Source organism: Pseudomonas sp. I8001 (assembly GCF_013385345.1).
Taxonomy (GTDB): Bacteria; Pseudomonadota; Gammaproteobacteria; order Pseudomonadales; family Pseudomonadaceae; genus Aquipseudomonas.
This window is the reverse complement of record NZ_JACAQC010000007.1, coordinates 29,597-54,902: the sequence shown is the minus strand read 5'-3', so window position 1 is coordinate 54,902 and position 25,306 is coordinate 29,597. Positions and strand designations below refer to the sequence as shown.

The 25,306-nt window shown below is 60.5% G+C and carries 22 protein-coding genes; 6 read left to right on the top strand and 16 right to left on the bottom strand.

Features of this window, described 5'->3' with window-relative positions; all coding sequences use genetic code 11:
- Positions 1–119: 119 nt before the first annotated feature.
- From rpoD to rpsU, 3 genes are all read right to left on the bottom strand, one after another.
- The gene (gene rpoD, locus HX839_RS04760) at positions 120–1,970 is read right to left on the bottom strand and encodes an RNA polymerase sigma factor RpoD (RefSeq protein WP_003211014.1); all 1,851 of its coding nucleotides are present in this window, start codon (positions 1,968–1,970) and stop codon (positions 120–122) included.
- Between the two features lie 67 nt (positions 1,971–2,037).
- Entirely contained in the window at positions 2,038–3,999 is a 1,962-nt protein-coding gene (gene dnaG, locus HX839_RS04755) for a DNA primase (RefSeq protein WP_003211012.1), read from the bottom strand.
- 445 nt (positions 4,000–4,444) lie between these two features.
- A complete protein-coding gene (rpsU, locus tag HX839_RS04750) occupies positions 4,445–4,660 on the bottom strand; it encodes a 30S ribosomal protein S21 (protein ID WP_002551877.1) in 216 nt (71 codons plus the stop codon).
- A 203-nt stretch (positions 4,661–4,863) separates the two neighbouring features.
- Here rpsU and tsaD point away from each other — a divergent pair, with 203 nt between their 5' ends.
- Positions 4,864–5,889: a tRNA (adenosine(37)-N6)-threonylcarbamoyltransferase complex transferase subunit TsaD gene (tsaD, locus tag HX839_RS04745; RefSeq protein WP_087694726.1), complete on the top strand. Its 1,026-nt coding sequence runs from the start codon at positions 4,864–4,866 to the stop codon at positions 5,887–5,889.
- Between the two features lie 33 nt (positions 5,890–5,922).
- Here tsaD and plsY read toward each other — a convergent pair whose 3' ends face one another.
- Positions 5,923–6,492 (bottom strand): glycerol-3-phosphate 1-O-acyltransferase PlsY, encoded by a 570-nt coding sequence (plsY, locus tag HX839_RS04740; RefSeq protein ID WP_003211009.1) that lies wholly within the window; start codon positions 6,490–6,492, stop codon positions 5,923–5,925.
- A gap of 74 nt (positions 6,493–6,566) precedes the next feature.
- Here plsY and folB point away from each other — a divergent pair, with 74 nt between their 5' ends.
- Together folB and folK are read left to right on the top strand one after the other, a co-directional pair.
- Positions 6,567–6,920 carry a dihydroneopterin aldolase gene (folB, locus tag HX839_RS04735; protein ID WP_003211007.1) on the top strand — a complete coding sequence of 118 codons (354 nt, stop codon included), beginning with the start codon at positions 6,567–6,569 and terminating at the stop codon, positions 6,918–6,920.
- Positions 6,911–7,429 carry a 2-amino-4-hydroxy-6-hydroxymethyldihydropteridine diphosphokinase gene (gene folK, locus HX839_RS04730; protein ID WP_003211005.1) on the top strand — a complete coding sequence of 173 codons (519 nt, stop codon included), beginning with the start codon at positions 6,911–6,913 and terminating at the stop codon, positions 7,427–7,429. The genes folB and folK overlap by 10 nt, the downstream gene beginning before the upstream one ends.
- On the opposite strand, the gene HX839_RS04725 is transcribed toward folK, so the two are convergent.
- The 11 genes from HX839_RS04725 to HX839_RS04675 all read right to left on the bottom strand — a co-directional run bounded on the left by HX839_RS04725 (position 7,399) and on the right by HX839_RS04675 (position 21,487).
- A complete protein-coding gene (locus HX839_RS04725) occupies positions 7,399–8,634 on the bottom strand; it encodes a multifunctional CCA addition/repair protein (protein ID WP_008434412.1) in 1,236 nt (411 codons plus the stop codon). The two genes, folK and HX839_RS04725, sit on opposite strands and share 31 nt — an antisense overlap.
- 63 nt (positions 8,635–8,697) lie before the next feature.
- Positions 8,698–10,260 (bottom strand): SpoVR family protein, encoded by a 1,563-nt coding sequence (locus HX839_RS04720; protein ID WP_003211001.1) that lies wholly within the window; start codon positions 10,258–10,260, stop codon positions 8,698–8,700.
- On the bottom strand, positions 10,257–11,528 hold the full coding sequence (locus HX839_RS04715; protein ID WP_003211000.1) for a YeaH/YhbH family protein: 1,272 nt from the start codon (positions 11,526–11,528) through the stop codon (positions 10,257–10,259). The genes HX839_RS04720 and HX839_RS04715 overlap by 4 nt, the downstream gene beginning before the upstream one ends.
- A gap of 126 nt (positions 11,529–11,654) precedes the next feature.
- Complete coding sequence (locus HX839_RS04710) at positions 11,655–13,577, bottom strand: PrkA family serine protein kinase (RefSeq protein ID WP_003210999.1); 1,923 nt, start codon at positions 13,575–13,577, stop codon at positions 11,655–11,657.
- Between the two features lie 285 nt (positions 13,578–13,862).
- Complete coding sequence (glpE, locus tag HX839_RS04705) at positions 13,863–14,192, bottom strand: thiosulfate sulfurtransferase GlpE (protein ID WP_008434417.1); 330 nt, start codon at positions 14,190–14,192, stop codon at positions 13,863–13,865.
- Positions 14,193–14,225: 33 nt separating this feature from the next.
- Complete coding sequence (locus HX839_RS04700) at positions 14,226–15,077, bottom strand: symmetrical bis(5'-nucleosyl)-tetraphosphatase (protein WP_003210997.1); 852 nt, start codon at positions 15,075–15,077, stop codon at positions 14,226–14,228.
- A complete protein-coding gene (gene apaG / locus HX839_RS04695; RefSeq protein ID WP_003210996.1) occupies positions 15,077–15,457 on the bottom strand; it encodes a Co2+/Mg2+ efflux protein ApaG in 381 nt (126 codons plus the stop codon). The genes HX839_RS04700 and apaG overlap by 1 nt, the downstream gene beginning before the upstream one ends.
- 106 nt (positions 15,458–15,563) lie before the next feature.
- Entirely contained in the window at positions 15,564–16,376 is an 813-nt protein-coding gene (rsmA, locus tag HX839_RS04690) for a 16S rRNA (adenine(1518)-N(6)/adenine(1519)-N(6))-dimethyltransferase RsmA (RefSeq protein WP_076017896.1), read from the bottom strand.
- Entirely contained in the window at positions 16,373–17,362 is a 990-nt protein-coding gene (gene pdxA / locus HX839_RS04685) for a 4-hydroxythreonine-4-phosphate dehydrogenase PdxA (protein WP_177066799.1), read from the bottom strand. The genes rsmA and pdxA overlap by 4 nt, the downstream gene beginning before the upstream one ends.
- On the bottom strand, positions 17,359–18,696 hold the full coding sequence (locus HX839_RS04680) for a peptidylprolyl isomerase (RefSeq protein WP_003210991.1): 1,338 nt from the start codon (positions 18,694–18,696) through the stop codon (positions 17,359–17,361). The genes pdxA and HX839_RS04680 overlap by 4 nt, the downstream gene beginning before the upstream one ends.
- The gene (locus tag HX839_RS04675; protein WP_177020665.1) at positions 18,677–21,487 is read right to left on the bottom strand and encodes an LPS-assembly protein LptD; all 2,811 of its coding nucleotides are present in this window, start codon (positions 21,485–21,487) and stop codon (positions 18,677–18,679) included. Before HX839_RS04675 ends, HX839_RS04680 begins: the two co-directional genes overlap by 20 nt.
- A gap of 130 nt (positions 21,488–21,617) precedes the next feature.
- Between HX839_RS04675 and HX839_RS04670 the strand changes: the two genes are divergently transcribed.
- The 3 genes from HX839_RS04670 to HX839_RS04660 are packed head-to-tail and all read left to right on the top strand — an operon-like array spanning position 21,618 to position 24,077.
- Positions 21,618–22,637 (top strand): aminoglycoside phosphotransferase family protein, encoded by a 1,020-nt coding sequence (locus HX839_RS04670; protein ID WP_177066798.1) that lies wholly within the window; start codon positions 21,618–21,620, stop codon positions 22,635–22,637.
- On the top strand, positions 22,634–23,308 hold the full coding sequence (gene murU / locus HX839_RS04665) for an N-acetylmuramate alpha-1-phosphate uridylyltransferase MurU (RefSeq protein WP_177066797.1): 675 nt from the start codon (positions 22,634–22,636) through the stop codon (positions 23,306–23,308). Before HX839_RS04670 ends, murU begins: the two co-directional genes overlap by 4 nt.
- Before the next feature lies 1 nt (position 23,309).
- Complete coding sequence (locus HX839_RS04660) at positions 23,310–24,077, top strand: TerB family tellurite resistance protein (RefSeq protein WP_177066796.1); 768 nt, start codon at positions 23,310–23,312, stop codon at positions 24,075–24,077.
- A gap of 180 nt (positions 24,078–24,257) precedes the next feature.
- On the opposite strand, the gene HX839_RS04655 is transcribed toward HX839_RS04660, so the two are convergent.
- Positions 24,258–25,232: an alpha/beta hydrolase family protein gene (locus HX839_RS04655; RefSeq protein ID WP_177066795.1), complete on the bottom strand. Its 975-nt coding sequence runs from the start codon at positions 25,230–25,232 to the stop codon at positions 24,258–24,260.
- Positions 25,233–25,306: the final 74 nt, after the last annotated feature.

Sequence of the window (25,306 nt, the reverse complement as noted above, 5' to 3'; positions counted from 1 at the left end):
ACGGTCTCGTTATGGCACGGGGAATGTTTCGAGTGTAGACGGGCATTGCGGGGGAGGGGAGGCAGCGAGGATTTAATCTGCAGAAGCAAAAACCCCGGCCTGGGCCGGGGTTTTTGTGATCACTCGTCGAGGAAGGAGCGCAAATGCTCGCTTCTCGTCGGGTGGCGCAGCTTGCGCAGCGCCTTGGCTTCGATCTGACGAATCCGCTCACGGGTAACGTCGAACTGCTTACCAACCTCCTCAAGGGTGTGGTCGGTATTCATGTCGATGCCGAAGCGCATGCGCAGTACCTTGGCTTCACGGGCAGTGAGGCCGGACAGTACGTCGCGAGTCGCTTCTTTCAGGCTCTCAACGGTAGCAACATCGATTGGCGACTGCATGGTCGAGTCTTCGATGAAGTCACCCAGATGGGAGTCTTCGTCATCACCGATCGGGGTTTCCATGGAGATCGGCTCTTTAGCGATCTTCAATACCTTGCGGATTTTATCCTCAGGCATTTCCATGCGTTCGCCCAACTCTTCCGGGGTCGGTTCGCGACCCATTTCCTGCAACATCTGCCGGGAAATACGGTTGAGCTTGTTGATCGTCTCGATCATGTGCACCGGAATACGGATGGTGCGGGCCTGGTCGGCGATCGAGCGAGTGATCGCCTGACGGATCCACCAGGTGGCATAAGTCGAGAACTTGTAGCCGCGACGGTATTCGAACTTGTCCACCGCTTTCATCAAGCCGATGTTGCCTTCCTGGATCAGATCGAGGAATTGCAGGCCACGGTTGGTGTACTTCTTGGCGATGGAGATCACCAGACGCAAGTTCGCTTCAACCATCTCTTTCTTCGCGCGGCGGGCCTTGGCCTCACCGATCGACATGCGACGGTTGATGTCCTTGATCTCGGCAATCGTCAGACCGGTTTCAGTCTGCAATGCAGTCAGCTTCTGCTGGCAACGAACGATGTCGGCCTGGAAGCGACCAATGGCTTCAGCGTATTTGCTTTTGCCTTTGGCCAGTGCGTCGGTCCAGCTTTCGTCGACTTCGTTGCCCGGGAACTGGCGCAGGAAGTCGGCACGCGGCATGCGCGCATCACGGACACAGAGCTGCATGATCGCACGCTCTTGTGCACGCAGACGCTCAAGGGCGCTACGAACCCGCTCAACCAGGCCTTCGAATTGCTTCGGTACCAGTTTGATCGGCATGAAGAGTTCAGCCAGGGCCAGCAATTCAGCAGTTGCCTGCTTGCTGCCGCGACCGTGCTTCTTCAGGGCCTTGCGAGCCAGTTCCATCTGATCGGAGACCGCGCCAAAGCGCTGGGCTGCGATGATCGGATCCGGACCGCTTTCGACTTCTTCTTCGTCATCGGTGCTGGCTTCAGCTTCGTCGTCGTCGGTGTCGTCGTCTGCTTTCGCAGCCTTGGCATCGATCGGTGGCGGAATTTCAGCCGCAGGTGGCGCAATGCCGTCGTCCGGGTCGATATAACCGCTCAGGACGTCGGACAGGCGGCCACCTTCGGTGGTGACGCGAGTGTACTCGGAGAGAATGTGGTCAACCGTGCCTGGGAAGTGCGCGATTGCGCCCATCACTTCACGGATGCCCTCTTCGATACGCTTGGCGATTTCGATTTCGCCTTCACGTGTCAGCAGCTCTACCGTACCCATTTCGCGCATATACATGCGCACAGGGTCAGTCGTGCGACCGATGTCGGTCTCGACCGCTGCCAACGCGGCGGCTGCTTCTTCAGCGGCTGCCTCGTCGGTATCGGCGTCGGCCAACATAAGGGCGTCCGCATCCGGAGCACTCTCGTGTACGGGGATCCCCATGTCATTAATCATGCGGATGATGTCTTCCACCTGCTCTGGATCTGAAATATCCTCAGGCAGGTGGTCGTTGACCTCTGCGTAAGTCAGATACTTCTGCTCACGACCAAGGGTGATCAACTCTTTGATACGAGACTGCTGTTGCGCTTTTCCGGACATAACACCCTATCCACTGAAGGTCTTGGCGGGCAAAAAACAAGCCGAGGATTATACCCGAGCTATGACCTCACACGCCAGCTGAGGTCGGGTTTGATGCGGAAACATTGCGACTTAAAAGGTCGCGCAGTTGATTTTTCTCTTCGGCGGTCAATTCACTCTGACGCGCTTTTCGAAGAAGTTGTTCCAGGTTTCGCTCGCGTTGACGAGCTACCAAGCTAGTAATGGTGTCGAAAAACTGTTGTTCAAGGTTATCGCCATCAATCAGCCATTCCTTTTCTGCCAATGCCTTCAGCAAACGGCCCTGTTCGGTGCCGTGCCAGCGTGCAATCAGCTGGAATGAGTTTAGCTTAGGATTCTTCTGTACGGCTTCGAGCAGGGCCACCAACAGTTGCGTATTGGTGTGGTCTTCGGCCGCAAAGTGCCCCGCATCCTCGACTTTTTGTGCCAGTTGCGGGTGGTGCAAAAGTGTACGCAGGGCTGCCATGGTGGGCGGCTCTACTGCTGCTGGGACGCGTGGGCCGCGCGGTTCGTCACGGTCACCGCCACGTTTGCCGTTTTTGTCCCAGGGTTTCTTGTCCCATTTCTTGCCGCCGGCGCCGGGTTTCTTCGGTGTCCACTCCTGCTGGGGCGTGTAGGCCTCCTGCGGTTGGTGGAAGTCGGAATAGTCCGGCATGGCGTCGTAATCCATGCCCGGGTCGTAGGCCGGCGGCGCCTCTTGCGGCGCGCTGCGGGCCAGCTGGCTGACGGCCTCGCCACTCAAGCCGGTGATTTCCAGCAGGCGCTGGCGCATCAGGGTGCGCAGGTTGGCGCCCGGAACCTTGTCGATCAGCGGGGCCGCGAGGGTGACCATGTGGGCCTTGCCTTCGAGGGAGCGCGGGTCGGACTCTTCGGTCAGTTGCTGGAAAAAGTAATCGGCCAGCGGTTGTGCGTGTTGGTTGATGCGCGCGCGGAACGCGTCGGTGCCTTCGGAGCGGACCAGGGTGTCCGGGTCTTCACCTTCGGGCAGGAACAGGAAGCGTGCGCGCCGCCCGTCCTGCAGGCTCGACAGGGTCGACTCAAGGGCACGCCACGCTGCGTTGCGGCCGGCCTGGTCGCCGTCGAAGCAGAACAGTACGTTGGGCACCACGCGAAACAGGCGCTTCAAGTGCTCTTCGCTGGTCGCGGTGCCCAAGGTCGCCACGGCGTTGCGCAAACCTTGCTGGGCCAGGGCAATCACGTCCATATAGCCTTCAACCACGATGATTTCGTCGAGGTTGCGATTGTTCTTGCGCGCTTCAAACAGGCCGTAGAGTTCCTGGCCTTTATGAAACACCGGGGTTTCCGGTGAGTTCAGGTATTTGGGCTTGTCGTCCCCCAGCACCCGGCCGCCGAACGCGATGATGCGGCCGCGGCTGTCGCGGATCGGGAACATCACGCGGTCGCGGAAGCGGTCATAACGCTTGCCGGTCTCGGCGTTTTCCACCAACAGGCCGGCGTCGATCATGGCTTTTTGCTGCAGGGTGTCGCTGCTCAGGTGCTTGTACAGGTTGTCCCAGCCCGGCGGGGCGAAGCCGAGGCCGAAGTCGCGGGCGATTTCACCGGTCAGGCCGCGGCCCTTGAGGTAGTCGACGGCGGCTTTGCGCTGCGGGTGGCTTTTCAGTGCCTGGCGGTAAAAGTCGGCAGCAGCGGTAAGCAGCGGGTACAGCGGCGAATCGGTGGGTTGCCGCGGTTTGTGCGGGCGGCCACTTTCTTCGCGGGGGATTTCCATGCCGGCGGCTTTCGCCAGTTCCTCGACGGCCTGGGGGAAGTCCAGGTTGTCGTGGTCCATGATGAAGCCGAGGGCGTTGCCGCCAGCGCCGCAGCCGAAGCAGTAGTAGAACTGCTTGTCGGGGCTGACGCTGAACGACGGAGTCTTTTCCTTGTGGAACGGGCAGCAGGCGGTGTAGTTCTTGCCGGCCTTTTTCATCTGCAGGCGCGAGCTGACAACATCGACGATGTCGGTGCGGTTCAGAAGGTCGTCAATAAAGCTCTGGGGAATTAGCCCGGCCATGGCGTTCTCGTCATCACTGCGTGTAAAAGAGGGCCCGCAAAGTGCTCAAGGCGCGCGTGTTGTGCGGCTCGATCTACTGTCGTCTGCTTGGTCTGTCAGGAAGTGTATCTGCCGAACATTCACTGACGTTAGTTCCGATCAGTGCCCGGCGTAGAAATGTTGCCCGGGAGTCCGGTCTTGGCCATGTGGGGGCCTCGGAAGCTCATCGGTGGGCGCAGCCGACCTGTTGATCGCCTGTTAAAAAATAAGTGTGCTCGTCAGTAGCCTTGTTAGGCTCGTCAGAAGAGACGTGCACCGCTGGCAAAAGAGCCAGTCCTGACGTGTGAAGCAGTTCGTTTCAGTCGCGTGTGCGGCGTCAACGGTGAAGCATCAAGCGATATCCGCAAATGCCAACAGCCCGGCTGAGGGCCGGGCTTGGCAGAAGCTTGCTACGAACGTCTGTGTATTAGTACAGACGAACGGCGCGGCGCTGCTCGCGCTGAACTTTCTTGGCGTGACGCTTAACAGCGGCTGCTGCTTTACGCTTACGCTCAGAAGTTGGCTTCTCGTAAAATTCGCGGCTACGAACTTCAGCCAGAACACCGGCTTTTTCGCAGGAGCGCTTGAAACGACGCAGAGCTACGTCGAAGGGTTCGTTCTCTTTTACTTTGACGGCTGGCATCCAGAGCTACCTTCTTTCATTACCGGGAATCAACGTTCTCGTCGCAAAAAATTCGCGGCTGAGGTCGTCGGTTTTTAAGGGTTGCGGATGTTAACCCCTCGTTGCCCGGAATGCAAAGCCTCTGATCGAAAACCGCTAGTCGGGAGGGGGAGTGGCGACTATTATGCGCGCCTTCGAATTCAGCCTCTACAAGGCGCAAACCCATGCTAGTTCTGGGATTAGAAACCTCGTGCGACGAAACCGGTGTCGCACTTTACGACAGTGAACGCGGGCTTTTGGCCGACGCACTGTTCAGTCAGATCGACCTGCATCGCGCCTATGGCGGCGTGGTGCCGGAGCTGGCCAGCCGTGATCATGTGAAACGCATGCTGCCATTGATTCGCCAGGTGCTGGACGAGGCCGGCTGCGTGCCGACCGAGATCGACGCCATTGCCTATACCGCAGGCCCCGGATTGGTCGGAGCCCTGCTGGTTGGGGCCTCTTGCGCCCAGGCGCTGGCATTTGCCTGGGGCATTCCGGCCCTTGGTGTGCACCACATGGAAGGCCATTTACTGGCACCGATGCTGGAAGAAAACCCGCCAGCGTTCCCGTTCGTCGCTTTGTTGGTTTCAGGCGGCCATACGCAGTTGGTTCAGGTCGACGGAATCGGTCAATACACGCTGCTGGGCGAAAGCCTGGACGACGCTGCCGGTGAAGCTTTCGACAAGACTGCGAAGATGATGGGCCTTAATTATCCGGGCGGCCCGGAAATCGCCCGCTTGGCAGAAAAAGGCGTTCCGGGGCGCTATACCTTCCCGCGCCCGATGTGCGATCGCCCTGGCCTGATGTTCAGCTTCAGCGGCCTGAAAACCTCTGCCCTGAACACCTGGCAGCAGAGCGTCAGCGCCGGAGACGACAGTGAGCAAGCCCGTTGCGACATCTCGCTGGCGTTCCAGCAGGCCGTGGTGGAGACTTTGACCATCAAGTGCAAGCGGGCCCTGAAGCAGGCGGGCATGAAGCGCCTGGTGATCGCGGGCGGCGTCAGCGCGAACAAGGCGCTGCGCAGCTCCCTGGAGAAAATGCTCGGCGACATGAAGGGCGACGTGTTTTATGCGCGTCCCGAATTCTGCACCGATAACGGTGCGATGATCGCCTATGCCGGTTGCCAGCGTTTGCAGGCCGGGCAGCATGAAAGCCTGGCAATCAGCGTGCAGGCGCGCTGGCCGATGGAGCAGTTGCCGCCGCTGTAACGGGCGAACGTGAGCCGGGTTCACCGGGCGTATTTAAAAATGCCGTTCGCGCCCGGCAAACAGGTCGCGTAAATTGCCCCGGTGGCGCCAGACGATCAGCAGCGTGAGCACGCTCATCGGCACCAGCGCCTCCGGCTCCTGCCACGCCAGCAACGGCAGGGTCAGGGGCGTGGCGATGAGGGCGGCCAGCGAGCTGGTGCGTGTCAGGTAGAACGTCAGCAGCCAGGCCAGGATGGCCAGCAGCGCCGCCGGTGGGTAGATCCCCAGCAGCATGCCGGCCGCCGTCGCAACGCCTTTGCCGCCGCGAAAGCGAAAGTACAGCGGGAACAGGTGGCCGAGCACCGCGCAGACGCCGATCCAGGCTTGCTGTTGCAGCGAGAGCCCGGCGAGATCGGCGATCAGCACCGGCAGCAGGCCCTTGCAGACGTCGCCGAACAGCGTGAGTACGGCGAGTTTCTTGCCGGCCAGGCGCAACATATTGGTGGCGCCGGCATTGCCTGAGCCACTCATTCGCGGGTCGGGATTTCCCGTCAGGCGGCTGAGCAAAATGGCGAAGGACAGCGAGCCGAGCAGGTAGGCGAGAGTCGCCAGTAACCAAAACATGCTAACTATTCCGGGCGAGGACGCCCTGATTCTAACGGGGCATCGCGCCCTTGTCGTGCAGCGGAGAAGAGTGCTTGGACAGAGTGTTTATCGAAGGCCTGGAAGTCGACACCGTGATCGGGGCCTACGACTGGGAGCGCGGTATCCGGCAATGCCTGCGTCTGGACCTGAGCTTCGCCTGGGATAACCGCCCGGCCGCTGCCGGTGATGACCTGACCCTGGCGCTGGATTACGCGAGCGTGTCCGCGCGGATCCAGGCCTTTGCCGAGCAGGCGCAATTCCAGCTGGTGGAAACCTTCGCCGAGCGCCTGGCTGAAGTGTTGATGAGTGAGTTCCAGATTCCCTGGCTGCACCTCAAACTGACCAAGCCCGGCGCCGTACCGGCCGCCAAGGGTGTGGGCGTGGAGATCGAGCGCGGATGTCGCTAACTCAGGTTTACCTTGGTCTTGGCAGTAACATCGAGCGTGAGGCCCATTTGCACGCTGGCCTTGATGCGCTGGCGGGTTTCCTGACGCAGATGCGCTGTTCGCCGGTGTTTGAAAGCCAGCCTGTGGGCATCAAGAGCGGGCCATTCTTCAATCTGGTGGTGTCGGCGTATACCGACCTGCCGTTGATGGAACTGGACCGCCGGCTGAAATTCATCGAGGCCGACAATGGCCGCTACGCCCCGGATCGCAAGGGCTTGCCGCTGGACATCGACGTGCTGCTGTATGGCGAGCTGGTGGGTAACTTCGATGGCCTGATCCTGCCCCGGGCCGAAATCCTGAAGAACGCGTTTGTGCTGTGGCCGCTGTCGTTGATGGCGCCGCAGCGTGTGCATCCTGAGGTGGGCAAGTCATTTGCCGCGCTGTGGCAGGATGCACACATTGACCAGGTACTGGCGCCGGTCGCGTTCGAATGGCGGGATCAGCCGTTGACGCCGGACTCGCTCTTGTAGGCTTTTAGCGCCTTGAGCCGTTCGCGTTTCAGCGCTTCGCCCAGTTCGGGACCTTTGTAGCCTTGTTCCAGTAGCGGTGCGACGGCCACACCTCTGGCCGCCAGCGCCGCACCGCGCAAATAATCGGCTTGTGGATAACTTCTCTGCTCAAGGCCCTTGCGCCCGCGGGCGTCCATCTCGCATGCCACCACAAACTCTTCAAAGCGTTGCGGGCGACGGTAAACGTCGAAGCTTTGCAGCAACTCCAGCAATGTCGAGGGCCTCAGCTCCAGTGCGCGGTGGCCGTGGGTGTGATATTCGCCCACCAGCAACGCCAACTCCTGGCAATCCCTTGGCACCTTGAAGCGTTCGTTCATCGCCTTGATCAGCTTCACGCCGCGTTGCTCATGAGCGATGTGCTGCGGCAACTTATCCACAGGCGTGAGCCCCTTGCCCAGATCGTGCAGCAGGCAGGCCCAGCGGACGGTCAACGGTTGGGCATGGATGGCCGCCTGTTCCAGCACGCTCAATGTGTGCACGCCGGTATCGATTTCGGGGTGATGGGCCTCGGGTTGCGGCACGCCAAACAGTGCGTCGATTTCCGGCATCAGGGTTTTCAGGGCGCCGCAATCGCGCAGCACCTGGATAAACACCTGTGGCTGGTTTTCCATCAATGCGCGGGAAATCTCCTTCCAGCTGCGTTCGGGCGTCAAGGCTTCCAGTTCGCCCGACGCGCTGAGTTCGCGCATCAGTTCCAGGGTTTCGGGCGCTACCGTAAAGCCGAGGCCGGCATAGCGCGCGGCAAAGCGGGCAACGCGCAGGACACGCAGTGGATCTTCGGCAAACGCCGGGGAAACGTGACGCAGAATGCGTGCGTCCAGATCCTGCTGGCCGTGATAAGGGTCGGTCAGGTTGCCCGCGTCATCCTCGGCCATGGCGTTGATGGTCAGGTCGCGGCGGATCAGGTCTTCTTCCAGGGTAACTTCGGGGCTGGCGTGAAACACAAAGCCGCCATAACCCCGGCCGCTCTTGCGCTCCGTGCGGGCGAGGGCGTACTCGTCACCATTTTTCGGGTCAAGAAATACCGGGAAGTCCGAACCCACAGGCTTGTAGCCCAGGGCGAGCATTTCTTCAGTGGTAGCGCCGACTACGACACGGTCGATATCGGTAACGGGGATGCCCAGCAGGCGATCACGTACCGCACCACCGACTTTGTAGATTTGCATGAAAAAGCCTCCATTAGCGGCACAGGATAACGCCTGCGGCCCGCCAATGGAGGCTTTGCCGTTTCACAGATGCACGACTGCCAGGTCCAGGCGGCCGTAATCGTTATCGCCGTGTTCGTTGCGGGGCGGAACGTGGTGGGTTTTCATCACCTGGTCGCCTTGCAGCGTTTCCAGGTGGATATCGAACCCCCACAGCCGGTGCAGGTGCTTGAGAACCTCCTCAGTGGACTCTCCCAGCGGTTTGCGGTCGTGCTGCTGGTGGCGCAGGGTCAGCGAGCGGTCGCCGCGTACGTCGATGCTGTAGATCTGCACATTGGGTTCGCGGTTGCCCAGGTTGTACTGCGCCGCGAGGGTTTCGCGGATGGTGCGGTAACCCGGCTCATCGTGGATCGCCGGCACCAGCAGGTCGTCCTTGAGGTCGTCGTCCATGATGCTGAACAGCTTGAGGTCTCGAATCACCTGGGGGGACAGGTATTGCAGGATGAAGCTCTCATCCTTGAAGCTGCTCATGGCGAACTTGATAGTCGACAACCAATCGCTGCCGGCAATCTCCGGGAACCAGCGGCGGTCTTCTTCGGTGGGGTGCTCGCACATGCGCCGGATATCGCGGTACATCGCAAAGCCCAATGCATACGGGTTGATACCGCTGTAGTAGGGGCTGTCGAAGCCCGGCTGGAAGACCACGCTGGTGTGGGACGTCAGGAACTCCATCATGAAACCGTCGGTGACCAGGCCTTCGTCATACAAGTCGTTCATCAGGGTGTAGTGCCAGAACGTGGCCCAGCCTTCGTTCATCACCTGGGTCTGGCGTTGTGGGTAGAAATACTGGGCAATCTTGCGCACGATCCGCACGATTTCCCGCTGCCAGGGCTCCAGCAATGGCGCGTGCTTTTCGATGAAATACAGGATGTTTTCCTGAGGTTCGGCGGGGAAGCGCGCATTGTCCTTGTCGTTGTTCTTGCCGGCGCGTTTGGGAATGGTGCGCCACAGGTCGTTGATCTGCTTTTGCAGATGCTCTTCACGGTCCTTCTGGCGCAGCCGTTCTTCTTCGGCGGAAATCGGATACGGGCGTTTATAGCGGTCGACGCCGTAGTTCATCAGGGCATGGCAGGAGTCCAGCAGGTCTTCCACCGCATCGATGCCGTGGCGCTCCTCGCACTGCATGATGTATTGCTTGGCGAATACCAGGTAATCGATGATCGAGCTGGCATCGGTCCAGGTGCGGAACAGGTAGTTACCCTTGAAGAAGCTGTTATGCCCGTAGCACGCGTGGGCCACCACCAGCGCCTGCATGCAGATAGTGTTTTCCTCCATCAGGTAGGCGATGCACGGGTCGGAGTTGATGACGATTTCGTAGGCCAGGCCCATCTGGCCGCGGGTGTAGGACTTTTCAGTGCTGAGGAAGTGTTTGCCGTAGGACCAGTGGTGATAGCCCAGGGGCATGCCCACGGACGCATAGGCATCCATCATCTGTTCGGCGGTGATCACTTCGATCTGGTTGGGGTAGGTATCCAGGGCATAACCCGCCGCGATGCGGCTGATTTCCCGGTCATAGGCCTGGATCAGTTCGAAGGTCCATTCGGACCCCGTGGATATGGGTTGGCGCTTATGCTCTTTGGCGGTCATGTCACTAACCTGCGCTGGAAGAGTTCACGGAAGACCGGATAGATATCGCCGGCCGAGACCAATTGTTGCTGGGCGAAGGTGTCAGCGAAGGCTTCGCTGATGCGCTCGTATTCGAACCACAGGGCCTGATGCTCGCGCGGGGTGATTTCGACGTAGGTGTAGTACTGCACGAACGGCATGATCTGGTTGATCAGGATGTCGCGGCAGATCGGCGAGTCGTCGTTCCAGTTGTCGCCGTCGGAAGCCTGGGCGGCGTAGATGTTCCACTCGTTGGCCGGATAGCGTTCGGCCATGATTTCCTGCATCAGCTTCAAGGCGCTGGAGACGATGGTGCCGCCGGTTTCCCGCGAGTAGAAGAATTCCTCCTCGTCGACTTCCCTGGCGCTGGTGTGATGGCGGATGAACACCACATCGATCTTGTCGTAGTTACGCTTGAGAAACAGATACAGCAGGATGAAGAAGCGCTTGGCGATGTCCTTGGTCGCCTGGGTCATGGAGCCGGACACGTCCATCAGGCAGAACATCACCGCCTTGGAACTGGGATTGGGTTGCTTGACCAGCAGGTTGTACTTCAGGTCGAAGGTGTCGAGAAACGGCACGCGATGGATTCGCGCGCTGAGTTTCGCGATTTCGGCTTCAATTTCCTGGATATCGCCGAAGTTGTCCGGCTCTTCGCGTTTCAGGCGTTCCAGTTCCGCCTTGGCATCCCGCAGTTTTGCCCGGCTGCTGCCAGACAAGGCGATACGTCGCGCATGGGCCGAGCGCAGGGTGCGGATGATGTTGATCCGTGACGGGTTGCCTTCGTTGCTGATCCCGGCACGCACGGTCTTGAAGGTGTCGGTACCGGTCAGGTTGCGTTTGACCAGGTTGGGCAGTTCCAGGTCTTCGAACATGAATTCCAGGAATTCTTCCTGGGTGATCTGGAACACGAACTCATCCATGCCTTCGCCGGAGTTGCCGGCCTTGCCCGGCCCTTTGCCGCCCGCACCGCCTTGAGGCCGCTGGATATGTTCGCCGCTGGTGAATTCCTTGTTGCCGGGATGCACGACAGTCTGTTTGCCGCCCCGGCCGTGGTGCAGCACCGGTTCATCGATGTCGCGTCCGGGGATGCTGATCTGTTCGCCATGCTCCATATCGGTGATGGAACGGCGGCTGACGGCCTCTTCGACGGCCTTTTTGATGTGGTCACGGTAACGCCGCAGGAACCGCTGGCGGTTTACCGTGCTCTTGTTCTTGCCATTGAGACGTCGGTCGATCACATAGCTCATGTAGGAGCCCTCCGGGCAGCTTCAAGTTACAAGCTTCAAGCGGCAAGCTGAAAGCTTAAAGACAAGCGGTCGATTGCCAGGCTGTCCGGCGTACCGGGAGCCTGGCATTGCACGCTTGTCGCTGCCTTACTGCGATTTGCGGACCCGCAAGTACCACTCGGAGAGCAGTCGTACCTGTTTGTCGGTGTAGCCACGCTCGACCATGCGAGTGACGAAGTCGTTGTGTTTTTGCTGATCCTCCTTGCTGGCCTTGGCGTTGAAGCTGATGACCGGCAGCAGATCCTCGGTGTTGGAGAACATTTTCTTCTCGATGACCACCCGCAGCTTCTCATAGCTGAGCCAGGTAGGGTTCTTGCCGTTGTTGTTGGCCCGGGCGCGCAGCACGAAGTTGACGATTTCGTTGCGGAAATCCTTCGGATTGCTGATGCCGGCGGGTTTTTCGATCTTTTCCAGTTCCTCGTTGAGGGCTACGCGGTTGAGAATCTCGCCGGTTTCCGGGTCGCGGTATTCCTGGTCCTGGATCCAGAAGTCTGCGTACAGCACATAGCGGTCGAAAATGTTCTGGCCGTATTCGCTGTAGGACTCCAGGTACGCGGTCTGGATTTCCTTGCCGATGAACTCGATGTAGCGCGGTGCCAGGTATTCCTTGAGGAAGCGCAGATAGCGCTCGCGGGTTTCAGCCTGGAACTGTTCCTGTTCGATCTGCTGTTCCAGCACGTAGAGCAGGTGCACCGGGTTGGCGGCGATTTCGTGCGGGTCGAAGTTGAAGACCTTGGACAGGATCTTGAACGCAAAGCGTGTCGACAGGCCGTTCATGCCCTCATCCACGCCGGCGGTGTCGCGGTATTCCTGGATCGACTTGGCCTTCGGATCGGTGTCCTTGAGGTTTTCGCCGTCATACACCCGCATCTTCGAGTAGATGTTGGAGTTTTCCGGCTCCTTGAGGCGCGACAACACGGTGAACTGGGCCAGCATCTTCAGGGTGTCAGGCGCGCAATGGGCCTTGGCCAGGGAGCTGTTGAACAGCAGCTTGTCGTAAATCTTGATTTCATCGCTGACCCGCAGGCAGTAAGGCACCTTGACGATGTAGATCCGGTCGATGAAGGCTTCGTTGTTCTTGTTGTTGCGGAAGGTGTGCCATTCCGATTCGTTGGAGTGGGCCAGCAGGATCCCGGTAAACGGAATCGCCCCCAGGCCTTCGGTGCTGTTGTAGTTACCTTCCTGTGTCGCGGTGAGCAGTGGGTGCAGCACCTTGATCGGTGCCTTGAACATCTCCACGAACTCCATCAGGCCCTGGTTGGCCCGGCACAGTGCGCCCGAGTAGCTGTAGGCATCGGCGTCGTTCTGCGGGAACTCTTCGAGTTTGCGGATATCGACCTTGCCCACCAGCGCCGAGATGTCCTGGTTGTTCTCGTCACCGGGTTCGGTCTTGGCCACGGCGATCTGGTTGAGGATCGATGGATAGAGCTTCACCACCCGGAACTGGCTGATGTCGCCGCCGAACTCGGCCAGGCGCTTGGTCGCCCAAGGCGACATGATGGTATTGAGATAGCGCCGTGGAATGCCGAAGTCTTCTTCGAGAATCGCGCCATCTTCCGTGGCATTGAACAGCCCCAGGGGCGACTCGAACACCGGTGAGCCCTTGATGGCGTAGAACGGCACCTTCTCGATCAGTTGTTTGAGTTTTTCGGCCAGGGACGACTTGCCGCCGCCGACGGGGCCGAGCAGGTAGAGGATCTGTTTCTTCTCTTCCAGGCCTTGGGCGGCATGGCGGAAATACGAGACGATCTGGTCAATGCATTCTTCCATGCCGTGGAAGTCTTCAAAGGCCGGGTAGCGACGGATCACCTTGTTCGAGAAAATCCGCGACAAGCGCGAATTGGCTGCGGTGTCCACCAGCTCCGGCTCGCCGATCGCCAACAGCAGGCGTTCAGCGGCAGACGCGTAAGCGCTGCGGTCCTTTTTGCACAGTTCGAGATACTCCTGAAGCGAGAGCTCTTCCTGGCGGGTGGACTCGAAGCGTTGTTGGAAGTGGCTAAAAATACTCATGACGTCGTCACCTCGCTCGATACGTGGAGCCGACGCCGGATCAATCAGTCGATGCTGGCAGCCATTGGTGGACACCAATGGCCGTTTTCCCCCCAGAACACCCTGAAACGCTACCGATGACCCGCACGCCGGTGTACCGGCTCTCCCCTGTTTTGGATGGCCTGCGCTTAAGGATAGTTCGGAATCCGGGAGGTCAAGGCGCGATACGAAATTAGTTTGGCCGCGCCGTTCGTCAGAAACGGCGCGAGGCCAAGCGTCACGCGGGATAGCGGGGTTTGAAAAAAATTATTGCGCGTCGCCTGCGGCAATTTCTGCAGGATAGGTCGCACGCCATAGCTCAAAGCCACCGTCGAGGCTATAGACGTCGGAGAAGCCCTGGCTCACCAGGTAGGCGGCGGCGCTTTGGCTGGAGTTGCCGTGGTAGCACGCCACGATGACCGGCGCGTCGAGGTCGGCGGCGCGGATGAAGTCGGCGATGTTGTGGTTGTCCAGGTGCTGGGCACCACTGATGTGGGCAGCGTTGTAGGTCGGCTGGTCGCGGATGTCTACAACCACCGCGCCTTGCTCGCGCAGGGCCTGGGCTTGCTCGGGAGGGATACGTTTGAATTCAGTCATGGCGGGCTCCTTTGGCCTGTATGAAAGCGCGGCTCAGCGCTTTGCCGCGGCCTGCAGTTGTTCGGGAACGGGGGAGTCGCACTGGCAGCTTGAGCGCTCGCCGGTGTCGATGTTCATCAGGGTCATGGCGCCGCCCCATACGCAGCCGGTGTCGAGGGCGAACACGCCAGGTTCATCACACTTGCCTTCCAGGGCTGCCCAGTGGCCGAAGATGATCTTCGTTTCACGGGTCTTGCGCTCCTTGTGGGCGAACCAGGGCTTGTAGCCGGGGAGGGCGGTGTCGGCGCCTTCCTTGCTCTTGAGGTCCAGCTTGCCTTCGGCGGTGCAGAAACGCATGCGGGTGAAGTAGTTGGTGATCACCCGCAGCCGCGCGACGCCGGTCAGTTCGTTGTCCCACTTAACGGGTTCGTTGCCGTACATGCCATCCAGGTAAGCGGTGTACAGGTTGTCATCGGCCAGGGCTGCTTCGACTTCACTCGCGCACTTGAGGGCTTTCTTCAGCGTCCACTGGGGTGGAATGCCGGCATGCACCAAGGCGGTGTCGCGGCTCTCGTCGTAGTGCATGAGTTTTTGCCGGCGCAGCCAGTCAAGCAGCTCGGTGCGATCCGGCGCTTCGAGGATTTCCCGCAGGGTATCGCCCTTTTTCAGGCGCTCGATGTTATTGCCGGCGGCCAGCAAGTGCAGGTCATGGTTGCCCAGTACGCACACCAGGGAGTCGCGCATGCCATAAAGGAAGCGCAGGGTTTCCAGGGATTGCGGGCCACGGTTGACCAGGTCGCCCACCAGCCACAGGCGATCCTTGGCCGGGTCGAAGGCCACACGCTCGAGCAGGCACTTGAGCGGTTCCAGGCAGCCTTGCAGGTCGCCGACGGCATACGTCGCCATCAGTGCAGGGCTCCAGGCACCGCGAGGCGGAACGGGGCGATGATGGCGTCGAAGTGTTTGCCGTCGTCGGCGAGCATCTGGTAGCTGCCTTGCATGTTGCCGACACGGGAGGTCATGACAGTGCCGCTGCTGTAGGTGTGGCTCTTGCCTGGGGCGATCAGCGGTTGTTGGCCGACCACGCCGGCGCCGCGTACTTCCTCGACCTGGCCGTCACCGTCGGTGATGACCCAGTGGCGCGACAGCAGCTTGGCAGGCAGCTCGCCGTTGTTTTGCACGGTAATGGTGTAGGCGAACGCAAAGCGGTTCTGCTCGGGTTGCGATTGTTCCGCCAGAAAGCGGGTGACGACGCTGACGTCGATCTGATAACGAGGATCGGACATGCAAGAGGCCTTAAAAGCAAAAGCGGGGGAACAGCGGATGCCGGTCAGTCTAGGCCAAGTGGTGGGCACTAGGCCAGACATGCTGTCTGGCCGTGCCCGACTCTACTTATTCGGCCGCTGGCGCAGGCTGAATGGCGAGCTGGTCAGCCAGGCGCACGAAGGCAGCCAGGTCCAGCTGCTCAGGGCGCAGGCTGCCGTCGACGCCGGCGGCTTCGATTTCAGCGTTGCTGAGCAAAGCCTTCAGCGTATTGCGCAAGGTCTTGCGGCGTTGGTTAAACGCCTCGCGTACCACGCGCTCCAGCAATTTGTGGTCCTTGGCCGGATGCGGCAGCACCGCGTGAGGCACCAGGCGCACGATGGCGGAGTCGACCTTCGGCGGTGGGTTGAACGCGCCCGGGCCGACGTTGAACAGGTGCTCTACGCGGCAATGGTATTGAACCATGATCGACAGGCGACCCCAATCACCACCGCCAGGGCCCGCAGCCAGACGCTCGACCACTTCCTTTTGCAGCATGAAGTGCATGTCGCGGATGATGCCGGCGTTGTTCAGCAGGTGAAAAATCAGCGGGGTGGAGATGTTGTACGGCAGGTTGCCGACCACTCGCAGGCTGTTGGGCGCTGCATTGAGGCTGGTGAAGTCGAACTTCAGCGCGTCGCCCTGGTGCAGGTTGAAATTGGGCATGCCGGCGAACTGCTGGTTGAGGATCGGGATCAGGTCCTTGTCCAACTCAACCACGTCCAACTGGCCGCCGCTTTTCAGCAGGCCTTGGGTCAGGGCGCCCTGGCCCGGGCCGATTTCCAGCAGGCGGTCTTCGGGCTTGGCATGGATGGAACGCAGGATGCGATCGATCACGCCAGCGTCGTGCAGGAAGTTTTGCCCGAAACGCTTGCGCGCCCGGTGTTGGTAATGCTCGGTCATATACGGGTCTCGGCCATCTGATAGGCGGTTTCCAGGGCCACGTGCAGGCTGCCGGTATCGATCTTGCCGCTGCCTGCGAGGTCCAGGGCGGTGCCATGGTCGACGGAGGTGCGGATGATCGGCAGGCCCAGTGTCACGTTGACCGCGGCGCCGAAGCCTTTGTACTTCAGCACGGGCAGGCCCTGGTCATGGTACATCGCCAGCACTGCGTCGCAGTGCTCCAGATATTTGGGGGTAAACAGAGTGTCGGCAGGCAATGGGCCGCGCAGGTCCATGCCTTCAAGGCGCAGACGCTCCAGGGTTGGTTCGATGATGTCGATTTCTTCATGGCCCAGATGGCCACCTTCACCGGCGTGGGGGTTGAGCCCACAGACCAGGATGCGTGGTTGGGCGATGCCGAATTTCTGTTGCAGGTCGGCGTGCAGGATGCGTGTCACACGCTCCAGTCGCTCGGGGGTAATGGCGTCGGCAATCTCGCGCAGGGGCAGGTGAGTGGTCACCAGCGCCACCCGCAGGTCGCCCGTTGCCAGCATCATCACCACTTGTTCGGTATGGGTCAGCTCAGCGAGGAATTCGGTATGACCGGAAAAGGCGATGCCTGATTCGTTGATCACACCCTTGTGTACCGGGGCGGTGATCATTCCGGCAAAATCCCCGTCGATGCAGCCCTGGCCGGCACGGGTCAGGGTTTCCAGGACGAAGGCAGCGTTGGCCTTGTCCAGTTGCCCGGCCACGACCTTGGTCGCCAGCGGGGTATCCCATACGTACAGGCTGTTGGCCGGTGCCGGCAGATCAGGCCAGTTGCCCGGGCCCACCGGCAGCAGATCGACAACCACACCCAGCTGCGCGGCCCGCTCAATGAGCAGGTCGCGGCTGGTAATGGCAATCAGGGGGTTTGGCTGGGGGTGCGAGGCGAGCAGCAGGCACAGGTCAGGACCAATGCCGGCCGGCTCGCCGGGTGTCAGTGCGAAACGCTTGGGTGTCACTGGGCTGCCTGGTCGGTGCCTGTTTGGTCGGCACCAGGAAGCTTGTTCTCTACGTAGGCTTCGTCACGGATCTGACGCAACCAGGTTTGCAGCTCTTCGTCGTATTTGCGGTTACGCAGTACGGTCAGGGCTTGCTGCTCGCGGGCCTGGGTGGTGTTGTCAGTGGCGCGACGGCCAAGGACTTCCAGCACATGCCAGCCGTATTGGGTCTTGAACGGCTTGGACAGAACGCCTTGCGGGGTCTTGGCCATGACGTCCTGGAACTCTGGAACCAGTGCCTTCGGATCGATCCAGTTCAGATCGCCGCCGTTAAGCGCCGAACCCGGGTCTTCGGAATAGCTCTTCGCCAGTTCGCCGAAGTCTTCGCCCGCTTCGATGCGGTCATAGAGCTTTTGGGCCAGTTCCTTGGTTTGGGCTTCGGTACGGATCTCGCTTGGCTTGACCAGGATGTGACGAACGTGAACTTCGTCCTTCATCTGGGCTTCTTCGCCACCGCGCTTGCCGAGCAACTTGAGGATGATGAAACCGCCTGGCGTACGGGCAGGCTGGGTGATGCCACCGACTTCCATGGCACTCAGCTCGCGGTCGAACGGTGGTGGCAGTTGCGCGGCTTTACGCCAGCCCATGTCACCGCCTTCGAGGGCGTTGTCGCTGCCGGACTGGGCAATGGCCATCTGGGCAAAGTCGGCACCTTGCTTGAGACGGTCATAGATAGCCTGGGTTTTCGCTGCGGCAGCATTGAGCTGTTCAGCGTTGGCGCTGTCTGGCGTAGGCACCAGGATGTTCGCCAGGTGCAGTTCTTCGGAAAGCTGCATCTTGCCAAGGTCGGAGGCGAGGAAGTTCTTCACTTCCTGCTCGGACACCTGAATCCGTTCGGCCACGCGACGCTGACGTACACGGCTGATGATCATTTCCCGGCGAATCTGGTCACGGGCGTCCTCATAGGACAGGCCGTCGTGAGCCAGGGCCGCGCGGAACTGATCAACACTCATGTTGTTGCGCTGGGCGATGGTGCCGACAGCCTGGTTCAATTCTTCGTCGCTGATACGGATACCGGAGCGATCGCCGATCTGCAGTTGCAGGTTTTCAACGATCAGGCGTTCAAGCACCTGCTGGTCCAGCACGCTGGTCGGTGGTACGCCGCCGCCACGCTTGGCGATGGTTTGCTGAACTTCCTTGACCCGTTGGTCCAGTTGGCTCTGCATGATCACGTCGTTATCGACGATGGCCACTACCTTGTCCAGCGGTTGAACCGCAGCGTGAGCTGCGGCGGTACCCAGGAACAGCGCGCCCAGCATCAGCGGGCGCAGACAATCAGAAAGCTTGGTCTTCACGTTCACGATAACCTTCAATGCCTTTGTCGAGGAAGCTCTCTACCTTGGCGCCGGTCAGGCCGCCGAGTCCTTTGAGGACAACTTGGAAGAAGAGCCCGTGGTCACCCTTTTCGTTCAGCGGGGCGATCTGGCTGTATTCGTCGTTGGAAACCCAGTAACGGTTGATGACGCGCAGTTTCCAGCAGCAGTTGTCGTACTCGAAACCACCGAAGGCCTCCAGGGTACGGTTGCGGGCATAGTCATACTGCCAGCGGGTGATCAGGTTCCACTGCGGAACGATCGGCCACATCATCGAGAAGTCGTGTTGCTGGATTTTGTAGTAATCCTTCACGAAGTTCGGGTCGCCTGGCTGCCCGTAGTCGCCACCAAACTGCCATTTGCCGGTCAGCTGGTTGTACACCACCTGGTCGTTGCGATAGCGGTAGCCGACGTTGATAACCTTGTTCGGGTTGTCTTCCGGCTGATAGTGGAACATCGCGCTGCCGGAACGTGGGCTGTGGCTTTCCGGGTCCCAGTTGTAATCGGCAGTGGCGCGCCAGTCACGGTTGAAGCGGAACTCGTAGTCCAGGGCGATTGGCGAAACATCAGACTGTGCGTCCGCACGGTCCGCGGCCAGGATGCCCGGCAGTTGAACTTCGCGGTTCTTGAAGTACACGGCCTCGCCGATGCTGACGCGTTGGCGTTCGAAGCCGTTTTCTTCGATCCAGCGGCTGGTCACGCCCAGGGACAGTTTGTTCTCGTCGCCGATGCGGTCAGTACCGCTGAAGCGGTTGTCACGGAACAGCGACGCGTAGCTGAACGAGTACTCACCGCTGTCGAATACCGGGATATCGCCCTGGTCCTTGTTCGGTACATACAGGTAGTACGCACGAGGCTCCAGAGTTTGACGGTAGTCTTTGCCGAACAAGTTGGTGTTGCGGTCGAAGTACAGGCCGCTGTCGATGCTGGCAATCGGAATTGCACGGTCTTGCGAGCTTTTGAAGGTGCCACCGGCATAAGGGTTGGCTGCAGTTGACGCGGCTTGCGCTGCGATAATCTGGTTTTTGCCGATGCTGTCCAAATCAAGATCGTACTTGGTATAGACGTACTTCAACTTTGGCGTAATAAAACCGTAGGTCCAGTTCATCGGGTAGTCGACTGCCGGCGCAACGTTCAGGCGAGTACCGTTTGCACGGGTCAGGCCGGTTACGTAGGTGTCGAGCCGCGGCGATACGAGCCCGTTTTCATCCGTGAAGCTTCCGTTCTCCAAGTCCCGATCAAAGCGTACGGCTTCGGTCTCGTAGGTGAAGTTCACCCCGCCTGGATGGTACGGCAGCGTGCCGTTGAAGGTGATCTGTGGCAAGCGGTCATACGGCGTGATCTGGGAGATCGTTGCCAGCTGGTACGCCTGCAGGTTCAGCTTCGCCTGGAAGGTATCACCGCGGTAGGTCACCGAACCTTGCTGGTTCACGTAGTCCTGGCTCTTGATCCCTTCCTGATAGGACTTCAGATCCTGGAAGTAATAAGGGTCGCTGATGTTGGTGTAGTCGACCTGGGTCAGTACACGCGAGTCCAGCCCGCCCTTGTGCTGCCAGTTGATCATGTAGCGATCTTTTTCGTAGTCGGTCTGGCCTTTACGCTCGCTGCTGTCGTCGTTCAGGTACGCGCCGCCGAACTGGCCTTCGCTGGACTTGGTGAGGTAGCGGAATTCGCCTTCCATCAACAGGCCGCGCTTGGTCATGTATTGCGGGTACAACGTGGCGTCGTAGTTTGGCGCCAGGTTGAAGTAGTACGGCGTAACCAACGTGAAGCCAGTCTCGCCACCGGTGCTGAAGCTCGGCGGCAGGAAGCCGGATTGACGACGGTTGTCGATCGGGAAGTAGATGTACGGGGTGTAAAGGATCGGAATGTCCTTGACCCGCAACGTCACGTTGGTCGCGGTACCGAAACCGGTGGCCGGGTTGAGCGTGATGTTGTTGCCCTTGAGCTGCCAGGCGTTGCTGTTCGGCTCGCAGGTGGTGTACGTACCGTCCTTGAGACGGATGATCGCGTTCTCGGCACGCTTGGCGTACAGCGCGTTACCGCGGATGCGCGATTTGTGCATCACGTATTCGGCGTTGTCGACCTTGGCGGCGCCGGTGTCCAGCTGGACTTCAGCGTGGTCGCCCACCAGCAGGGCACCGTTGTCGCGCAGACGGACGTTGCCGTTCAGCTCGCCACGGTTCTCGGCCTGGTACAGGTTGGCCTCGTCGGCCTCGACCTGCATGCTGCCCTGGCGCATGACGACGTCACCGGCCAGGGAAGCAACTTGTTGTTCCTGCTCGTAACGAGAGACCTTGGCGCCGATGAAGGTCGGCGCGTCGCTCTTGTTCGTCTTGTCGTTCATGCCAGGACGGATCGGCTCGATGTACGCGCCGGAGCAGTACGGGCCGGTTTCGGCCAGTTGTGCGGCGGTGAGCTTCTCGCGAGGGACCCAGTCCAGGTGGCTGTAGTCGGCGCTGCGCGAACGCAGGCCGCGGCCCTTGGCTTCGGTGACCAGAGCGGTCTGCGGCACGGCCTCGGCGGTGCCGCCGGACTCGCCTTGCGGCGTGCCACTGGCAGAGCTGACGGCACTGCCGTCATGCACCGGGCGCGGTGGCAGCGGGGCTGCGGCCGTTTTCGGCGCGCAATCCCAGGCACCCGAAGCAGAGACTGAGCAGTCATACTGTTCCGCGGCGACCACGAATGAGGTGGCGAAAGGTTGCATGGCCAGCAGACTGCCGGTTACCAGCAACGGAAATTTTCTACGAAACGCGGGGGATTTCAATGCCATCTTATTAGTCCGGGCTTCCTGCGTGCCATCTGCCCGCGGTGTGGGCCGCACGCCTCTCGATGGTCTGAAAAAGATGCGTGATAATAAAGCATGACCCGCTTGACGGCTAGCGCCGTCGGAGACCCTTGTAATGCCCGACCAAGATCTACGTTTGCAACAGCTGAAAGTCTGGCTTGATGAGCAATTGCCAGGCCTCTTTACCACCCAGGGCTGGGGTGTCGTACCCCCGGCCACGTTGACTGCGGCCAGCAGTGACGCGAGTTTCAGGCGTTACTTCCGGTGGGAGGGAGGAGGTCGCAGTTTTGTCGTGATGGACGCTCCACCCCCCCAGGAAAACTGCAAACCTTTCGTCGATATCGCTCATTTACTCGGTCAATCGGGAATAAATGTTCCGAAAATTTATGCGCAAGATCTGCTTCGCGGCTTTCTTTTGCTGAACGACCTGGGGAAAAAAACTTATCTGGACGTGATTACGGCTGAAAATGCCGATCAATTGTTCGCCGATGCCATCGACGCATTGTTGGCTTTCCAGCAATTGCCGATGGAAGCCCCGTTGCCCAGTTATGACGTCGCGCTGTTACGTCGGGAGCTGGAATTGTTTCCTGAATGGTACGTTCGCCGGGAGCTGGGCATCGAGTTTGACGCCCGGCAGCTTGGCCTGTGGCAACGCGTCAGCGAATACCTGATCGACAGCGCCCTGGCCCAGCCCAAGGTCCTGGTGCATCGCGACTATATGCCACGCAACCTGATGATCAGCGAGCCGAATCCCGGCGTGCTGGACTTCCAGGACGCGGTCTACGGCCCGGTGACCTACGACATCACGTGCCTGTTCAAGGACGCCTTCCTCAGTTGGCCGCAGGCCCGCGTGCGGGAATGGCAGCGCGGTTACTGGCAACGCGCCGGCGCGCTGGGTATCCCGGTGCAGGCGGACTTCGAGGAGTTCCTGCGGGCCAGCGACCTGATGGGCGTGCAGCGTCACCTCAAGGTGATCGGCATCTTTGCGCGCATCTGCCACCGCGATGGCAAGCCGCGCTACCTGGCGGACGTGCCGCGCTTCTTTGCTTATATAGAGGCGGTGCTCGCGGACCGGCCAGAATTGAGCGAACTGGGTGAACTGTTGGCGAGCCTGCGCGTCGAGGTGGTGGTATGAAGGCCATGATCCTGGCCGCCGGCAAAGGTGAGCGGATGCGCCCGCTGACCTTGCACACGCCCAAGCCGCTGATCCAGGCCGGCGGCAAGCGCCTGATCGAGTACCACCTCGAGGCGCTGGCGAAAGCGGGCTTTACCGATATCGTCATCAACCATGCGTGGCTCGGCCAGCAGATCGAAGGCTATCTGGGCGATGGCTCGCAGTACGGCTTACGCATCCAGTACTCGGCCGAAGGCGAGCCGCTGGAAACCGGTGGCGGGATCTTCAAGGCCTTGCCGCTGTTGGGGGACGAACCGTTCCTGGTGGTCAATGGCGACATCTGGACCGACTACGACTTCGCCAGCCTCCACCAGCCACTGGATGGGCTGGCCCACCTGGTGATGGTCGACAACCCGCCGCACCATCCGTCCGGTGGTGATTTCTACCTGAAGGACGGCGCGCTTCATGATGCCGCCGCCGGTGCCGATAACCTGACCTTCAGTGGCATTTCCGTACTCCACCCCCAGCTGTTCGCGGGTTGCAGTGCGGGTGCCTTCAAGCTGGCGCCGCTGTTGCGTGACGCCATGGCGAAAGGGTTGGTGACGGGGGAACACATGAACGGACGCTGGATCGATGTCGGGACGCTGGAGCGTCTGGCGCAAGTCGAAACCCTGCTGACAGCGGGGCACTAGGATGTTGTGGCCAGGGACTCTGATCGGAGCCGGGGCGGGCTTTGCCATTGCCAGCATTCCGGGGGCCATGTTGGGCGCACTGCTGGGCCAGGCGCTGGACCGGCGCCTGGAACTGCAAAGCTGGGCCCAGTTACGCGAGCGCCTTGGCGGCCGGCCGGCGTTGCGCAATGACGAACTGCTGTTCGTGTTGCTCGGTCGCCTGGCCAAGAGCAACGGCCGGGTGGTGGACGGGCATATCCAGCAGGCGCGCCAGGAAATGCGCTCGCTGGACATGGCCGAGCCGGCCCAGCGCCGTGCGATTGCCGCGTTCAATCGCGGCAAGTCCGGCTCGGACCGTGTACGCAGTTACATGGGCGTGCTCAAGGCCCAGCCCCATGCGGCGGAAGGTGTGCTGCGTGCCTGTTGGCGCATGGCCTGGGCGGACGGCAAGGCCAGTACGGCCGAGCGCGAGTTGATTGAACAATGGGGCAAATGGCTGGGTTGGACGGTCCAGCAGATCCAGGCGCTGGCGGCTGACTATGAGCCGGAGCGCAAGCCGTTGGCCAATCGTGGCGGGGCTTATCAGGAGGCGTTGCGGATTCTGGGGGTGACGTCGACCACCGAACCTTCGGTGATCAAGCGCGCTTACCGGCGCCTGCTGAGCCGGCACCACCCGGACAAGATTGCCGGCAGTGGCGCCAGTCCAGCCCAGGTGCGGGAGGCGACCGAACGTACCCGCGAGCTGCACAACGCCTACGCGCTGATTCGCGAAAGGCGAGACTTTCGCTAACAGAATCATCAGGCGCTGCTTTTTTATGGCGTAAACCGGATCAACTGTGGGAGTGGCGGTGCGACGATTCGACTTGCTCGCGAATGCGGTGGATCAGTAACAGATGCAGTGACTGACTCACCGCATTCGCGAGCAAGCCCGCTCCCACATTTTACTCTCCAGTGTTTTTGAGATTTACGATCAGTCCCCGGGATTTTGCGGGCTCAGCCACCCGCGAATCCGCCGGTACAGCTGCTCTTGCCCTGCCTGGCTGTTATCGGGGAGGGCCTTCAACGACACCTGCTTGTAGCTGTCATTCTTCAAACGCTTGCTGGCCTGGGAACGTTCCTGGGCCGCTTTGCGTGCCTGGGCGTTGTCCTGGTAGAAAAAATCTGCCGTGGCCAGCTTCAGTTTCGGTGCCAGTTGTTGCAGGTCCGGGGCACGGCCCGCCGGGGTCTGCGCGGCCACCATGACAAATTTCTGCACCTGCGCCGGTTGTTTTTCACTCAGGTAACGCGCGGCCCACCAGGCGCCGGTGCCGTGGCCGAGCAACACAATGCTGCGGGCATTCTGGGTCTGGGCGAAGGCGAGGGCGGCGTCAATGCGCGCGAAGATTCGCGTGGCGTCGGTCTTGTCTTGTTCATCGGTGCCGGGAACCACGGCCGGGTCAGTGCCTTCCGCTTCGGCGCTGGCGGCTTGCTCCACGGGTTTGGCGACGGTGCTGGCGTCTTTGCTGCTGGTCTCCACGGTCGCCTTGGGCGATTCGATGACGCGGGGTGGCAAGGTATCCAGGGTCAGGTCCGGCAGCGACAAGCTCAGGGTGCCCCAGGAGGCGTCCGGCAATTTCTTGCGCAACGGCGCGATTGCTTGAGGCCAGTCAGCACTTTCGCCGTTGCCCGGGACGATAATCACCACGCCTTCAGGCTCACCGCTGTTGGCCGGCTTCCACAAAGCCAGGAAAGAATCGCTGCCCGCCTGCAACTGTTGTTGTTCCTGCTGCGGGATTTGTCGTTCCAGGGCGTTGGCTTCTTCCTGGCTGCGCTCCGGCAAGGGCTGGCGCACCACTGGCTTTTCCGGGGCGGGAGCGGGAGTGTCGGCGGCCTCGACACAAAAGGCGCTGGTAAACAGCAGCGACAGGCACAATGCTGGCAGTGCCGAGCGGTGGGAAAGTGGCATCGTTGATTTCCGGCCAGAAGTGATTCCGGCAGCCTAATGGGTTGGTCAGTATTTGTCAGTGATATGAGACGTGG